This window comes from Fibrella aestuarina BUZ 2 (assembly GCF_000331105.1).
Taxonomy (GTDB): Bacteria; Bacteroidota; Bacteroidia; order Cytophagales; family Spirosomataceae; genus Fibrella; species Fibrella aestuarina.
Window position 1 is genome coordinate 1852895 of the sequence record NC_020054.1, and the last position, 14439, is coordinate 1867333.

Consider the following 14439-nt stretch of genomic DNA (forward strand, 5'->3'; position numbering starts at 1 on the left):
TGGGCCAACAATTGACCGGCTTGCCACAAGAGCAAAACAATAACTTGACTGACGACTGCTTTCATTGACGGAGAACGACGTTTACGCAGCGAAATGCCCCAACACGGGCTTTCGCCTACATTGGGGCATTTCGGAAACTTACGCGGTTGGGGTGCGCTGCTGATTCATTAGACCGCGTTGCCGATTTTCATCTTGACGGGATCCCAGCTCACGACTTTCTTCTGGAAATAGCTCATGTTGCCACACTGAGTGGGGCCACAGGCGCGCAGGCCAAACGTGGCGTCTTCGATGTTGGGCTTCTTGTCGCGCACCGAACTGAAGAAATTGACGAAGTGCTCATAGCGGTCGCCCTTGTAATCTTTCGGCACCTGGTATTTAAACTCCTTCGGCCCTTCCATTTCGGGCTTGCTGGGGTACATCTTGTTATACTCGGCCACGAACAGTTCTTTCTGATCTTTCGGGAAATTGTCGATCGACATGCCCGGTGCTTTCGGGAATTTGTTGCGGTGTATCGTCAGGCTATCCCAGCCGATCGACAGGTCACCTTCGGTGCCCACGAGCCGCACAAGGTAGTTGCCGCCGCCGCCATCCACGAAGTTGGAGCGCGTGGTGAGGTTGAACTCGGGGTGCTGATCGGTTTTGGGGTAGTCGTAGATACTCAATTGAATATCAGGTACATCGCGGCCATCTTTCCAGTAACGCGTGCCGCCGCTCGAATACACCCGATTGGGGCCGAGCGAGCCGGTGATGGTGTGCAGCGTAGTGAGCAGGTGGACATACAGATCGCCGGCGATGCCCGTGCCGTAGTCCTGATAATTGCGCCAGCGGAAGAACCGCAGCGGGTCCCAGGGGCGTTTGGGGGCGCTGCCCAGGTACGTATCCCAGTCGACGGTTTGGGGCGAGGCATCGGGCGGAATCGAATATTGCCAGGCGCCCATGGCACTATGGCGGTCGTAGATGGCCTCCACGAAGACCAACTCGCCGATGTCGCCCGCCTTCAGCAGTTCTTTGGCTTTGCTGATGATGATCGACGACGCAAACTGGCTACCCACCTGAAACACCTTACCCGTTTCGTTCGAGACTTTAATCAGCGTGTGGCCGTCGTCGACTTTCTGGACCATTGGTTTCTCGCAGTAGACATGCTTGCCCTTGCGCATGGCGTCGCTTGAAATTTTCTCGTGCCAATGGTCGGTCGTGGCGTTGATGACGGCGTCGATATCCGGGCGGTCGAGCAGGGTGCGGTAATCTTTGGTGACGGTGAGGCCGTCGCCCCACAGTTCTTTGGCCCGGCGCAGGCGACCGTCGTACAGATCGCAGGCCGCGACCATCTCGACCCCGTCGACCATCAGGGCCGTTTGCATATCGCCGATGCCCATGCCACCGGTGCCGATCAGCGCCATCCGCACTTTGCTGTTGGCGGCCGTGCTCGCGTGGCTCTTTACCAGGTTGAGGTATTGGGTGGTGGGGGCGGCCGCGGCGGTGCCCGACAGGGCGGCGGGTGCGGTCGCTGCCGCCGCGCCGAGGGTTTTCAGAAACGTCCGGCGGGAGTTGGCTGATTGGGAGTTGTCTTCGTTTTTCATGAGGTTTTCGCTGGCTTGACCCCACCCCCCGGCCCCTCCCCTGATTTTCAGGGGAGGGGAGATGCGCTACCGTAGCTTCGCTGCTCAGTGTAGCGCCTCCCCTCTTTTTGTGTAAAAGGGATGCGCTGCAATGGCCTGCCGCTCGGCGGAGCAATACCCCCCTCCCCTTAAAAAAGGGGAGGGGCTGGGGGAGAGGTCTTACTATACTAAGGCTTGTTATGCCTCATTTCTAACCCTACACACGAGCGGGGTTTGAAACCTTTCCACGGTTTTTCATTGGCTTCCTGCGGAACGTCGAGAAAAGAGGCGTAATCGAGTTGTTTCAGGTGCATGCCCAGAAAGGCCGTGACGAAGTGTTGATTGATGTTGTTGATGCGCCGTTCGTTCCAGGCGGGTTCGGCGTAGCGGTAATACTCGTCGAAATGCAGGCCAGGTTTCAGCGAGGCGGCGGGCGGCGGGTTGGGGGCCACGTTGTGCCGGGCATTCAGGTACGTGAGCAGGTAGCGGTCGGCGTTGACGGCCCCGTCGTAAATGGCTTTGATGCCTTTTTCGTAGCCTGAGACGTCGTCTTTACTACCCGCGACAAAAAAAGTGGGGGTCCTGAGGCCCGCCAGTCCGTCGGCATCCCAGACGCCGCGCTCCATGCCCCAGGGGGCAAACGCCACGACGGCCCGGATGCGCGGATCGATGGTTGCTTTGTAGTCGGGGGAGGCCATGGTGCGGCTATCAAGGGCCGTGCTGCCGCCCGATAGCTGAGTAAACAGTTTGGCCGCCTGCGCGCTGTAGCCCGCCCCGGCTACGTTGAGAGCCCCGTAGCCGCCCATTGAGTATCCAATCAGGCCCGTATTATTGGCGTCGAGCAGGCCCGACAGGAAGGACTTACTGCCTTTGGCACTCAGGCGGGCCATTTCGTTCAGCACAAACAGGTCGTCGAGGGAGCGGTTGAGCAGCGTGCTCGGAAACCCGCCCGCATCCCGAAACGTCGATTCGGCATGGTCGATGGCGACCACCACGTAGCCTTTGGAAGCGAGGTTTTCGGTCAGGTACGTCAGCAACAGCCGCGACCCCAGGTAGCCGTGCGACACGATCACGAGCGGGTAGGCCTTATCCCCCCGATCAACCTCGGCGTCGCGCAGGGCCCGGCCGTCGAACGTAAAGGGAATGAGCGGACGTTTTGGATCGTTGGAACTGCCCATCACCTGGTCATAAACAACGCGCTCGGTTTTTCTCGCCGGAATCCGGGCCGGGTACCAGATTTCGACAGGTAGCACGCGGTTGTAGCGCGGCGTTTGGCCGTCTTTGGTGTGTAATACGTCGAGTTGATCGGCGTGGGTGAGCGTCAGGGAGCGAACGCCCACGCTATGCGGCCCCCGGGCGGCGAGTTCGGGCGCGTCGGGCAGGAGATCGCCGACGACAAATGAATCGGCGCCCGTCTGTGACCAGCCGACAGTGGGGGTAAGGCAAGCGAGAAGAAACAGGTAAACAAGGAAACGAGTGCAGTGCATGCAGGCGGTTGGTTTAGGCGGTTGTTGACCACCCGCAAAATAGTGTAAATTCCGCCCCGACCTTATGCTCGTTTATAGACGCTCTGCACAAAACCGTTTGGGTACGTTGTCGTCCGCAGGTGTTGGAGCGCAATATCGGGGCCGGTATTCCCGAATAACGGAATGCCTTCGCCCAGCAGAACGGGGACGCGCGTGAGGGTCAGTTCATCGACCAGCCCCTCGCGCAAAAACTGCTGGATGGTCTGCCCGCCGTCGAGGTAGATGTGCCGATAGCCGCGCCCGGCCAGGTACGTTACCAGCTCCCGCGGCGAGAGCGACAGCAGTTCGACTTTGTCGACTAGGGCGTCGGGTACGTTGGTGAGTGTGTGGCTCAGCACGAATACGCGCTTTGGGTACGGCCATTCGGGGAAGGTCGCCACTTTCTCGTAGGTGCCACGCCCCATCACCAGCGCGTCGATGCTGTCGATAAACGACTGATAGCCAAAATCTTCGTCCGGGATCGTAAACGCCGGATCGGTCAGCCAGTCGATGGCGCCGTTGGGCCGGGCAATGAACCCATCGAGGCTGGTAGCGATGTAAACGGATAGTGTAAGCGCGGGCATGTATATAGTGGATGCTGTCAGTTTTTCTGTGCAAACTTGCTGGCTCTTACACGAATTTACAACGTTCGTCGTCGGCGAATCACGCGTTATGGGCCACCCGCGCAACTCTTTTGCACGCAGCGGCCTTTATCTGGTTTAGCCGTCTCATTCCCAATTTACACACATGGCCGAAGAAGCACCGTTGGGCAATCCGCAGGTATTAGTCGATTTACTGACGTACCAGATGCCGTTTGGCAAATACAAAGGGCAGCGGCTGCGGGAGTTACCGATGGCGTATCTGGAATGGTTTGCCCAGAAAGGCTTTCCGCCGGGCAAGCTGGGTACGTTGCTACAAACGCTCTACGAAATCCGGCTGAACGGACTCGATTACCTGCTGACCGAACTGGAACGGATTCGGCGGTAAGTCCATCCGTCGGGCTGGTTAGCCCTGTAGGGCGCGCCGCACCTTTTCGTAGAAGACCGGCACTTTCTGGCGGGGATCGCCTTTGCCGAGCGTCTCGATGGGCAGATAGCCCCGATAGCCCGATTCGCGCACAATACGGACGATACGGGTCAGGTCGGTTTCGACTTCCCGGCCATCGACAAACAGGTTTTCTTTCAGCTGCCACGTCACGGCGAACGGGGCTACCTGCGCAATCTGCGCGTAAGGGTCGCCAATCTTGAAGCTGCCGATGTCGAGGTTGACGGCCAGCCAGTCAGATTGCACCTGCTTCAAAATGTCGAGCAGTTGATCGGCGGTTTCGATGAAGTCGGCGTGGTTTTGCAGCACGAGCATCACCCCCTCCTGCGCCGCATAGCGGCAGCATTCGCCAATGGCATCGACGACCCAGCGGGCCACCTCGGGGCGGCTGTGGCCTTCAGGTACGTTCTTCCCCGAAAAAATGCGGAGTACGGGCGCCCCCAGCTTCGCCGCGAAGCCAATCCAGCGCCTGACGAGGTCGATTTCAGCCTTGCGGCGGGTGGGGTCGGGTAGCGTGAAATCGTTTCGCACGCCCGTGCCGCTGATGTCGAGTCCCAGCCGGAATGCCTTTCGTTTGATCAGGTACGTATAGCTGTCGTCGGGCAGGGCCGGGTAGCCGGGAAAATAATAGCCTGTTGGGTCGACCGCCGCAAAGCCCGTCTCGGCACAGAACGTCAGCACCTGTTCGAGCGTCATGGTTTTGTTGACCAGCGGTTCGTTAAACGAATACAGGTTGCAACTGAGCCGAACCGGGTCGGGTTTGGGTGCCGCTACCGGATGGATGCCCGCCGTCGTGACCAACGGGATGCTGGCCGAAACCGTTTTGAGAAACGAACGCCGGGAAGCAGGAAGCTGGCTCATGAGGGGCTGGCAGACAACGGAGGAGAAATTGTGGTACTGTGTCTTGCTTTATTTGAAAATAAGAATAAGCTCTTTGAGCATTTCGTATTCAGGCTTATCTAAAATATCGAGTTCATTGTTAGTAACTAATTTTATTCCATCTCTGCATTTTTTGATGCGATTTAACATAGGTATTATCATGCTATTTCCATGATTAATAAAATTATACAAGTCTTCTGCACAACTTGGGAGCTTGTATCCTTTTCTTTGCCCTGAACTATTACTAGCTATAATAATACCACCATCACGAAGTTTCGCCACAACGCTTGTTCTAAAGTATTGATCTTGCATTGGCTCGTTACGAAAATTATTAAGATGGTTAATTATTTCTCTTGCAGAGATGTACTTGTTGTAGCCAAAGGCTCTGAAGTAAAGTAGTAATAATTTGACACAGTTTACTTGATCTATTTCTTGTGTACTCAATTTTCCATTCTTTTTGTCTATGAAGATGTTGGCCAAATTTATAGAATAGTTAGCTATGACTGGATCATACGACGTGTCACTTTGATCAGGTAAATAGGCTAAAGGATTCGCTTCGTCAGGAAATGACCTTATTGAAATGAGATTATGCTTAAGAATTTCTAAGAAGGTTTTAGAGTTATCTGATAGTTTGGTCTCGTCGAAACATCTACCTAAGGTCCCTGATACAAAATCAGCTAATTGTATTAAGACATTGTCTGGACTGCCCGAAAAAAAGAAGTCAGAGCCGGAGAACAGATCAGGCATATGATATTCTATGACATATTTTTTAAATCCTCTCATAAAATCATTACTGCCATGTTCATCGACTGTAATTTTTAAATCTGGAAAAGTTTTATATAATTCGTTGTAAATTAGCCCATTCAAAAATTTGTAAAAAGATTTTTTGTATCCAAACCCCTGTCCAGTTAATTTTCTTTTGTCTACTGATATTGCGTATACCTTAAAATTACTTTTAACCATATCCGACAAGATAGTAATGCGCCTTTTGTCATTGTTAGCAACTTTGCTTGATTTTATTTCTCCAGTTTGAAAATATTTTTTACGAATAATTTCTATTTCTTCTTCTATTTTGCTTTTATCGCTCTCTTCAACAAGTATCGCAGATATAATGAAGTGAGTGCCTTGTGTTGAGAAATCAAAAGAGTTATTACCATATTCATCGATAAAAGCAAAGAAATTTCTCATATATGAAGTTTGAGGATTTGTGATGTGTCAAAATTTAAATCTTTTGTTCGACACATAATCATGTATTTATTAAGGGGGTAGTAAGACGATACCTGTAAGCCGCAAACGACCGAACCTACTTACGGACGCCGAGGAGGAGCCGGGTGCGGCGGAGGTGACGGGCCGCTTTGCGCCGCAGGCGTTCGTTATACAGCATCCAGCCGCCAATACCCCCGATGAGGCTGCCCAGCACGATGTCGATGAAGCGGGCGGCGATGAGCGTGGTGGGGTCGACGGTGAGCGAGCTGCCCGACTCGGCCAGAAAAATGGTGAGCACGGTCACGAAAATGACCGCCAGGCCGTAGTTTCGAACGATCAGGAATTCGACGATCAGTTGCAGCCCGATGATGCTCAGGCAGAGGATCAGCGCCGGGGGATGCAACAGCAGGATGAGCCACGTCAGGCCCAAGCCGATAAACGTCCCGACGATGCGCTGTACGCTGCGTTGCCAGATGTGGCGGGTGCTGACGCCCTGCATCACGGCGGCGCACGACATGGGCACCCAGTAGGGGTTAGGCAGCTTCAGCAGGTTGGCCGCGAGCAGCGATAGCCCGACCATGCTCCCAAACGTGACCGACTCCACCAGGTTGACATACTTGCTTTTGGGCATGGTGAGGGTTTCGCTCAGGCGCGGCTGATTCTTGAGGACGAGCAGGCTGTAGAGCAGCGTCAGCCCGAACGAGATCATGGTGCCGATGCCGACGAAGCCGATGTTTGTGGGAATCGCCTCCAGCCTGAACGGCATGCAAATGGCGATCGAGGCAATCATGATGAAAAAGAAATTGCCGGGCGGGCGCGTCATTTTCAGGTAATACACCGCGATGTGCACGCAGAACGCCAGTAGTCCGAGCAGTAACGGCGCGATAAGCGGGTTGAAGCTGAAGAGGCTACCCAGCGAGAAACAGACCATCATCCCGAACGAGCAGGCCATCAGCGTGATGAGCCGCCTGACGGTGCCCGCCCCGACCGACGGAATGTACAGAATGACCAGCCCGGCCATTGAAGCGAGTTTGCCGCCCGGCAGTGCGTTGGTAAAATAGCCTACCAAAATGGGGATGCCGACGCTCAGCCCGGCCAACACCGGAATCGGCCAGGTTCGGTCGGACTGTTTAAATTCCAGAAGCTGCTTCAGCATGGTCGTGTGTGGTTCGTAGTCTAAAGACAAATCTGCCCACGAAGAGGTTTACCACAACCGACAAAGCAGTACGGCCCCACTAGAAGCGGAGCCGTACACAATAGACGAAATGAAGTTGAGGCGACGACTACAGCGCTTTCCGTTTTAGTTCGCTCACGGCGTGGTTGGCGGCGCGGGCCGTGAGGGCCATAAACGTGAGCGAGGGGTTTTGCGTGCTGGTCGAGGTCATGCAGGCGCCGTCGGTGACGAAGACGTTCTTACAGCTATGGAATTGATTCCACTTGTTGAGCAGTGACGTTTTGGGGTCTTTACCCATACGTACGCCGCCCATTTCGTGGATGTCGAGGCCCGGCGCTTTGTCGGGTTTGTCGTGCGTCTGAATGTTCTTGAAGCCTGATACGGTCAGCATTTCGGTCATCTGCTCGTGGAAATCCCGAATCATCTTCTCGTCGTTATCGTCGTAGGCCACCGAGACGCGCAGTTGGGGAATGCCCCAGGCGTCGGTGAGGGCCGAGTCGAGCGCCACGTAGTTGGTTTCTTTCGGGATAGTCTCGCCCATCATGTGCGAGCTGACCCGCCAGTTGCCGTATTTAGGCTGCATCAGGCTGTTTTTCAGGTCGTCGCCCAGACCCGAGGTGTCGATGTCCATGGCGCGCGACGAGCCGAAACCGGCGGCGTAACCGCGCAAAAAGTCGGTCTCCTGCTTCTGCACGTTGCGGAAGCGGGGAATGTAGCTGCCATTGGGCCGGATGCCGTCGGTGGTAGTGTCGCGGAAGCCTTCGTGCTCGGCCGAGATCGTCGTGCGGAAGTTGTGAAACGCCATGTACTTGCCCAGCAGGCCGTTGTCGTTGCCGAGGCCATTGGGGAACCGGCGCGACTTGGAGTTGAGCAGAATCAGGTTGCTGTTGAGGCAGGCGGCATTCACGAAGATGATTTTGGCGTAATACTCCGTCATCTGCTTCGTGGTGGCGTCGATCACGCGCACGCCCGTTGCCTTGTTTTTGGTGTCGTCGAAAATAATCGAGTGCACCACCGAATCGGGTTGAAGCGTGAGCCGACCGGTTTTGGCAGCCCAGGGCAGCGTCGACGAGTTACTGCTGAAATAACCGCCGTAGGGGCAACCCCGCTGGCAGAGCGATCGGTTCTGACATTGGCCCCGGCCCTGCGCCAGGTGAATCGCCTTGGGCTGGGTCAGGTGCGCGCAACGGCCGATGATGACCGGGCGCGTGCCGTTGTAGTGCTGCGCCATCTGATCGCTAAAGTGCTTCTCCACGCACGACTGCTCGTGGGGCGGCAGAAACTCACCATCGGGCAGTTGGGGCAGGCCGTCTTTGTTTCCCGAAATACCGGCAAACTTCTCGACGTGGCTGTACCAGGGAGCCAGGTCAGCGTAGCCAATGGGCCATTCGACGGCAAAACCATCGCGGGCAGGCCCTTCGAAATCGTACTGCGACCAGCGTTGCGTCCCCCGCGCCCACATCAGCGATTTACCACCGACCTGATAGCCGCGAATCCAGTCGAAGGGTTTCTCCTGAATGTAGGGGTGGTCGGCGTCTTTCACGAAGAAATGGCTGGCGTCTTCCCGGTTGGCGTAGCAGCGGCTGGCGACGGGGTTGGCGTCGCGATAGGCTTTGGAGAGTTGGCCCGCGTGCTGAAACTCCCACGGCTGCATCATCGTGGTGGGGTAGTCGGTGACGTGCTTCACGTCGCGGCCCCGTTCCAGCACGAGCGTGCGTAACCCTTTTTCGGTCAGTTCTTTAGCGGCCCAGCCACCGCTGATGCCGGAGCCGATCACGATGGCGTCGAAGGTGCGCGCCTTGATGGAGTCGATGGTTAAGAAAGACATAGTCGAGTTGAGTCAGGAGGAAGAAAAGCGTTAGCGACTACCGGCCGCGGCGAGGCTGGCCACGGGCACACAGCCGTGGTAATAGCCTGGTGCCATGTTGAAGTGCTGCACGTTGACCAGGTAAAACTCCGAATTGGTGTAGCCCTGAATGGTTAGTCGCTTGATGAGATCAACGAACGCTTTTCCAGCGGGGTCGGTTGCGGTGGTCAGGCTCATCAGCACGGCTTTGCGTTGTGTGGCGTCGAGCGCGGCAAAGGCTTTACCATGAGTTTGTTGCGCCGTGGTTTCGGTGAGGGCCAGCCCTTGAGTCAGGGTGGCCTGCGCCGTTTCGTCGTAACAATCACGAATCATCCGCATGGCAAACTGATGCACGTTCAGTGACTTGGCACCGGGCGTGGTAGTTTGGGGGATGATCGTATCGACGATATCACCCAGCAGCGTTTCGTCGTCGGCCGACCCAAAGGCAACCGGGCCGAGTGATTGAGTAGTCCAGCCCGTTGCCCAGGCAGGGAGGGCGACCAGGCCACCCACCGTAAGGGCCAGGCCTTTAAGAAGCGAACGTCGTTGCATAGGAAAAAAGAAAAGCGAAGACTAGTAAGCCGATTGACAGGCTAACCCACTCTTATAGAATCACTACAGCCTGCTGACTTACTCTATTCTTAACGAGAAATGCCTTACTGATCGCATCAGCGCCGATCAGTTGTTATGCATGAATCAGTGTCAGGCCAGCTACCCGATCAAAGTGTTTCACGTTTAGGGTTGCCATAGGTACGTTATATGCCTGAGCTGTAGCCGCAATTAACAGATCCGGAAAGGCAATTTGCCGATTTCCTCGTTTTAGCTGTTCGTTGATCCGTAAAGCCTCGTTGATAATTGACGAGTCCAACGGAACAATGGTGAACATAGCGAATAAGCTATCCCAAAAGGGATAATGCGCTGATTTGCTACCAACATAAACTTCAAATTGCGTAATCACTGAGACGGCAAACGTGTCGTATTGATCTGCCAGCGTCGCAAAGAAGCTTGTTTCTTTCCGGGTTTTACGGAAATAGTCGATGAGCACGGATGAATCAAGCAACGCTATTCGGTCCGCCATGTATTCATCCAGTTTCTATGTTGCTGGTAAGCGGCATATTCATCCTCTGACATAACAGGGCCAGTGGACAAAAGCGCCCGAAGCCGCTCGTTCTTCGTTGCGGTTGGCCCTGACGGTTCCTCCGAAGAGGCTGCTTCGTTGCCATGTAGCAGACGAATGAGTTGTAAGGCTTCGAGGTCGCGAAGGAGGTCCATCGCTTTCGGATTAGTCAGCTCGATCAATACAGTGCTCATATGGGCTTTTCTTACCAAGATACAACATCTTCAGGCCCGTTACAACCGAACGACTTCGCCCGTCTTGACCGACTCGTCGCAGGCGAACGCGATGCGCAGGCTGTTGACGGCATCGGCGAGGTGGTCGGTCAGGTCGAGGTTGTCGCGGACGGCACTCAGGAAATACCGTTGCTCGCGGTTGCAAAGCTCTTGATGGTCGGGCTCGTCGGTGAGGTCAATCCAGGTGTCGGGCTGGGCGAAGGCGTCGCCATCGGTGAGTTGGGCATGGTGCACCCGTAGTGATTCGGTCTTGGTGTGGGCATCCACGTTGTCGGATTGTCCAGTGGCACCGGCGTTTTTGGCCGTGATCGACACGCAGCCTTTGGGGCCAATCACGTCCTTCACGAAGAAAGCGGTTTCGCTCATCATCGGCCCCCAACCGGCTTCATACCAGCCCACCGATCCATCGTCGAAGCGGATCTGCAACTGGCCGTAATTGTAATTATCAGCCGGAATGTCGTCGGTCAGCCGGGCGCCGATGGCACTCACCCAAACGGGTTTCGAGCGGGTCATCTGGCACATCACGTCGATGTAATGCACGCCGCAGTCGACGATCGGGCTGAGCGATTTCATGAGGTTGCGGTGGACCGTCCACATGTAGCCGTGGCTTTGCTGGTTGAGGTTCATGCGCATCACCAGCGGTTTGCCCAGCTGCTGCGCTTCGTCGATAAACCGCATCCACGACGGGTGAACACGCAGAATATAGCCCACGACCACTTTTTTGCCCGCTTTTTGGGCCGCCGCTACCACGCGCTCAGCGCCTTCGATGGTGTCGGCCAGGGGTTTTTCGATGAAGACGTGGCAGCCCGCTTCCAGTGCCATGATGGCGTAAGCTTCGTGGGTGTCTGGGTACGTTGAGATGCAGACGGCGTCGGGCTGGGTACGTTGCAGTGCGGTAGCGTAGTCGTCGAAAAGGGGGTAGCTGCCGCCGAGTTTCTCGTTCAGTACGTGCTTGCTTTGGCCGGTCGAAACGAGGCCGACGATCTCGAAGCCGTCGAGGGTATGATAAGCGGTGGCGTGCGAAGCGCCCATGTTGCCGCAGCCGACAACCAGTACGCGAAGGGAAGAAGGAGTCATAATGACAAAAGTAACGGGATTTTCAATGGCGCGCGGCTGGGGGAAGGGACTCGTCGGATGGCACGCGGATGAAACGGATTGACTGGATGACCGCAGATCTCATGACGATAAACGTCTAGCTGAACGAATACAAGCTCAAATCCGCGACCATCCGCTAAATCCGTGTCACCCGCGTGCCATTGCAAGCCGCAGGCTTTCGACCACGTCGGCCACATGACGAATGGCCAGGTCGATGTCGTCTTCGGTGGTGAAACGGCCCAGGCTAAACCGAACGGACGCGTAAGCGAGGTCGTCGGGCAGGCCCATCGCTTTCAGGACGTGCGAGGGGTCAGTTGAGGCGGCATTGCAGGCCGAGCCATTGGATACGGCAATCTGGTTGAGACTCATCAGCAATAGCTCGCCGTCGGTGTCGGGAAAGGCCAGATTGAGTGTATTAGGCAATCGTTGCTGCGGGTGACCGTTGAGGCGCAAGTTGGTAGCGCCCGTGTGGGTACGTATACCCTCCTCAAGCCGGTCGCGCAGCAACGCCAGTCGTTGGGCTTCGGCATCCAGCATGGAACCGGCGAGTTCGGCGGCGGCTCCCAGTGCCACAATGCCAGGTACGTTCAGCGTGCCCGACCGCCGGCCCCGCTCGTGCCGGCCCCCATCCTGCTGGGCCGTTAGGGACGTTTTCCGGCGTACATACAGCGCGCCAATGCCTTTGGGTGCGTAGAGCTTATGGCCCGACAGGCTTAATAAATCAATGGGCAGCGTCGACAAATCGATGGGCAGTTTACCCACGGCCTGCGTGGCGTCGGTATGAAACAGCGCGCCGTGCTCGTGCGTCAGCTGGGCGAGTTCAGCGATAGGCTGGATAACGCCGGTTTCATTGTTAGCCCACATTACCGAGACCAGTACTGTTTGCGGCGTAAGTGCGGCGATGAGCTGTTGGGGTGAAATCAGGCCGGTTTCGTCGGGCTGCAGGTACGTTACCTCGGCCCCCAGTTGGGTCAGGTGTTCGCAGGTATCGAGAACGGCTTTGTGCTCGGTCTGTACCGTAATGATGTGGTTGCCCCGGTGCTGATTCGCCTCAAAAACCCCTTTCAGCGCCAGGTTGATCGACTCCGTAGCCCCGCTCGTAAACACGATTTCGACGGGATGCGCACCCAGCAAATCGGCCAGCTGTCGACGGGCCTGATCGACCGCTTCCTCGGCTTTCAGGCCGTAGACGTGTGTCCGCGAGGCCGCGTTGCCAAAGTGCGTGGTCAGGTAGGGCAGCATCGCGTCGAGCACCCGCTCATCGACGGGTGTCGTGGCGTTATAGTCGAGGTACGTTGGGTAATTCATAACTGTTTGGTTTCACCGGCTGGCATCCGGTGCAAGTGAGGGCTTCGCCTAACTAGCTGTTGACACCAAATTGGCTTTAGTCTGGTTGACGTGCGTTTGTCTTTGAGATGAGATTGCTTTTGGCAAGTTCCACCTTAGCAGAACCTTCACTTGCACCGGATACCATCCGCGATTTAGTCCCGTTCGTGAATGGGTGCCTGCCGCAGCCGCAGAAATGAGCCGTTGCGTCCCGATAGCGTAGCCCGGATTTCGGCCATGACCGAGAGCGCAATTTCTTCGGGCGAAACAGCCCCAATGTCGAGGCCGATGGGCGCATGTAGCCGGTCTGTTTCGGGAACGACGATGCCTTCATCGGCCAATTCGTCTATCATGCGTTCGGTGCGCACACGCGGACCCAGGACGCCGACAAACGGGGCGCCCGTAGCCAGTGCACGGGGCAGGTTGGCTTTGTCGGTGTTGAAGTCGTGGGCCATCAGCACAAAGGCCGTTTGGTCGTCGACCGTGATATTATCAAAGTCGGCAGGGGCAACGAGCGCATTGGCTGAGCCGAACAGTGCCCGCGTCACCTTCTGCGGGTTGGCGACGACGGTGGTTTGCCAGCCGAGTTCGTTCACCAGCCGCACCATCGGGTAGACATCGTATTGCTGACCCAGCAGTACCACATGCGGCACGGGCAACATCACCTCCACAAACACCTCAAGCACGCCACTGGGTACGTTCACCGAAACTGGGGCTGATTTTCCTTTTTTCACGAAGGCCCGAATGGTCTGCTCCAGTTCGTTGGCCGACTGGCCAAACAGGGTGAGACTATCGGCGCCGTCGTACCGCAGCATGGTGCCGATGGGCAGGTTGCTGTCGGCGGGCGCTTTCAGGATGGTGAGCAGTACGTTGGTCTGGCGGGGGCCATTGGCGCAGGCGCTCAGCAGGTCAATGGGTGTCGGGGCCTCGGGGTCAATGGGGGCGAGCAAGACGCTGATGACGCCGTTGCAACCCAGCCCTACGCCAATCTGGTAATCGTCTTCGTTGGTGGTATCGTAGGTGACCATGCCGGGTTTTCCCTGCGCAATAGCCAAGCGGGCGCGCTTCAGCGCATCGCCTTCCAGACAACCGCCGCTGATGCCACCCACCCAGGTACCGTTGTCGAGGATGAGCATCCGGGCGCCCGTCCGCCGGTACGACGACCCTTCGACGTGTACGACGGTGGCTAGAGCGGCACCCACACCGGGGGCTTTGTGCTGGTAGGTGTCAAGAATGGCTCTGATCTCTTTCATGTGCGTAAGCAGGCAGGTTACCCAGAAGAACAACGCGGTTGGGTAGCTGTTCGGTGCCTCACAAAAAAAGCAAAGTTTTCCGGGGAAACGTGCCAGACAAACGGCTGATTTTGCTCAGAAGGATGCCTGAAAAACGAATCACTTTTTAGGGCAGAAGCCGATG

General features: G+C 56.3%; 13 protein-coding genes. 1 reads left to right on the plus strand and 12 read right to left on the minus strand.

The window, feature by feature from the left end; genetic code table 11:
* Positions 1-167: 167 nt before the first annotated feature.
* The 3 genes from FAES_RS07525 to FAES_RS07535 all read right to left on the minus strand — a co-directional run bounded on the left by FAES_RS07525 (position 168) and on the right by FAES_RS07535 (position 3687).
* Entirely contained in the window at positions 168-1580 is a 1413-nt protein-coding gene (locus FAES_RS07525) for a Gfo/Idh/MocA family protein (protein ID WP_015330606.1), read from the minus strand.
* 206 nt (positions 1581-1786) lie between these two features.
* Entirely contained in the window at positions 1787-3085 is a 1299-nt protein-coding gene (locus FAES_RS07530) for an alpha/beta hydrolase family protein (protein WP_015330607.1), read from the minus strand.
* Between the two features lie 62 nt (positions 3086-3147).
* Entirely contained in the window at positions 3148-3687 is a 540-nt protein-coding gene (locus FAES_RS07535; protein ID WP_015330608.1) for a dihydrofolate reductase family protein, read from the minus strand.
* Between the two features lie 163 nt (positions 3688-3850).
* On the opposite strand from FAES_RS07535, the gene FAES_RS07540 reads away from it, so the two are divergent.
* Positions 3851-4090, plus strand: a complete 240-nt coding sequence (locus FAES_RS07540) for a DUF3820 family protein (protein WP_015330609.1) — start codon at positions 3851-3853, stop codon at positions 4088-4090.
* An 18-nt stretch (positions 4091-4108) separates the two neighbouring features.
* Here FAES_RS07540 and FAES_RS07545 read toward each other — a convergent pair whose 3' ends face one another.
* The 9 genes from FAES_RS07545 to FAES_RS07590 form a co-directional block, all read right to left on the minus strand.
* The gene (locus tag FAES_RS07545) at positions 4109-5008 is read right to left on the minus strand and encodes a sugar phosphate isomerase/epimerase family protein (protein WP_015330610.1); all 900 of its coding nucleotides are present in this window, start codon (positions 5006-5008) and stop codon (positions 4109-4111) included.
* A gap of 48 nt (positions 5009-5056) precedes the next feature.
* Positions 5057-6214 carry a DUF3800 domain-containing protein gene (locus FAES_RS07550; protein WP_015330611.1) on the minus strand — a complete coding sequence of 386 codons (1158 nt, stop codon included), beginning with the start codon at positions 6212-6214 and terminating at the stop codon, positions 5057-5059.
* 115 nt (positions 6215-6329) lie between these two features.
* On the minus strand, positions 6330-7388 hold the full coding sequence (locus FAES_RS07555; protein ID WP_015330612.1) for an FUSC family protein: 1059 nt from the start codon (positions 7386-7388) through the stop codon (positions 6330-6332).
* A gap of 127 nt (positions 7389-7515) precedes the next feature.
* Positions 7516-9234, minus strand: a complete 1719-nt coding sequence (locus tag FAES_RS07560) for an FAD-dependent oxidoreductase (protein WP_015330613.1) — start codon at positions 9232-9234, stop codon at positions 7516-7518.
* A gap of 30 nt (positions 9235-9264) precedes the next feature.
* Positions 9265-9804 (minus strand): gluconate 2-dehydrogenase subunit 3 family protein, encoded by a 540-nt coding sequence (locus tag FAES_RS07565; protein ID WP_015330614.1) that lies wholly within the window; start codon positions 9802-9804, stop codon positions 9265-9267.
* 133 nt (positions 9805-9937) lie between these two features.
* Complete coding sequence (locus FAES_RS07570; protein ID WP_041257644.1) at positions 9938-10330, minus strand: type II toxin-antitoxin system VapC family toxin; 393 nt, start codon at positions 10328-10330, stop codon at positions 9938-9940.
* A gap of 272 nt (positions 10331-10602) precedes the next feature.
* On the minus strand, positions 10603-11679 hold the full coding sequence (locus tag FAES_RS07580; RefSeq protein ID WP_015330615.1) for a Gfo/Idh/MocA family protein: 1077 nt from the start codon (positions 11677-11679) through the stop codon (positions 10603-10605).
* Positions 11680-11844: 165 nt separating this feature from the next.
* Complete coding sequence (locus tag FAES_RS07585) at positions 11845-13005, minus strand: cysteine desulfurase family protein (RefSeq protein WP_015330616.1); 1161 nt, start codon at positions 13003-13005, stop codon at positions 11845-11847.
* A gap of 173 nt (positions 13006-13178) precedes the next feature.
* Positions 13179-14276, minus strand: coding sequence for an XdhC family protein (locus FAES_RS07590; protein ID WP_015330617.1), 1098 nt, complete (start codon positions 14274-14276; stop codon positions 13179-13181).
* Positions 14277-14439 lie beyond the last annotated feature (163 nt).